Raw genomic sequence first — 1307 nt, 5'->3', positions numbered from 1 at the left:
TTCGTGTGCGGCGAGGCGGTTGACCATCAGGCCGTCATGGCCCTGATGAAGCGTTCGCCGAAGAGAACGGCAAATTGCGCCTTCGCCATGTTCCACTCGCGCGGCGGCATTTTCCACTCTTTCTCCGATCGGTTCAAGATCAGATAGAGCAGCTTGGTGGCCGCCTCATCATTGGGGAAATGGCCCCGCGCACGAACAGCGCGACGAAGCTTGGAGTTCAAGGCCTCGATGGCATTGGTGGTGTAGACGATCCGCCTGACTTCGTCGGGGAAGGCGAAAAATGGGATGACCTCGGGCCATGCCCGACGCCAGCTCTGGCCGATGGCAGGATAGCGCTGCCCCCAGAAGCTCGCTTCGAAGGCCGTCAGCGCTTCCTCGGCGGCCGCGGCATCGACAGCACGGTAGATGGCCTTCAGGGCCGTTCCGAGCGCCTTACGGTCTTTCCATGCCACGAAATCCATCGAGTTGCGCAGCAGATGGACGATGCAGGTCTGGACCATCGCTTCGGGGAAGACGGCGGTGATGGCGTCGGGGAAGCCCTTCAGACCGTCAACGACGGCCAGCATGATATCCTCGACGCCGCGGTTGCGTAGTTCGTTCATGACGCGCAGCCAGAACTTGGCGCCTTCATTCTGTTCCAGCCATAGCCCCAGGACCACCTTGGTGCCGTCGGCCATGACGCCCAGGGCAATATGGATCGCCTTGTTGCGGACCATGCCTTCGTCGCGGATCTTGACCCGGATCGCATCGAAGAAAACCAGCGGATAGGCTGGGTCCAGCGGGCGTTGCTGCCAGGCTGCAACCTCTTCCAGCACCGCGTCGGTGATCGTGCTGATCAGATCGGGCGAGGCGTCGATCCCGTACAGATCGCGCAGATGCCCGGTGATCTCCCGGGTACTCATGCCACGCGCGTACATCGAGATGATCTTGTCATCAAAGCCAGGGAAGCGTCGCTGGTACTTGGCGATCAGCTGCGGATCGAAACTGCCGGCCCGATCACGCGGCACCTCGATCTCGATCCGTCCCCCGTCGGTCGTCACCGTCTTGCGGCCATAGCCGTTCCGGCTGTTGTTCCCTTGCTCCTCCTGGCCAAGATGGTGATCCATCTCCGCATTGAGCGCCCGTTCGGCAAATGCCTTCTTCAATGTATCGAGCAGGCCGCCCTGGCTGAGCGCCGCGGCCGCGTCAGTGCCGGCAAGCAGCTGATCGAGAATGTCGTTCGGTATCGAGGGTTCTTTGCGTCGTGACATACCGGGTCTCCTTGTTCCCCATTATGCCTCGTCGCACACGAAATTCCTGACAGTCCC

At 61.4% G+C, this 1307-nt stretch carries 1 protein-coding gene; it reads right to left on the bottom strand.

Annotation, left to right across the window (positions count from 1 at the left end; translation table 11 throughout):
* Nucleotides 1–26 precede the first annotated feature (26 nt).
* The gene (locus HHL26_RS24025) at nucleotides 27–1250 is read right to left on the bottom strand and encodes an IS256 family transposase (RefSeq protein ID WP_066559295.1); all 1224 of its coding nucleotides are present in this window, start codon (nucleotides 1248–1250) and stop codon (nucleotides 27–29) included.
* Between the last annotated feature and the right edge of the window lie 57 nt (nucleotides 1251–1307).

The sequence above is a fragment of the Sphingobium sp. TB-6 genome (assembly GCF_012927365.1).
GTDB lineage: Bacteria > Pseudomonadota > Alphaproteobacteria > Sphingomonadales > Sphingomonadaceae > Sphingobium.
Note: the sequence above shows the minus strand (reverse complement) of the source record. Positions and strands in the feature narration are given on the sequence as shown.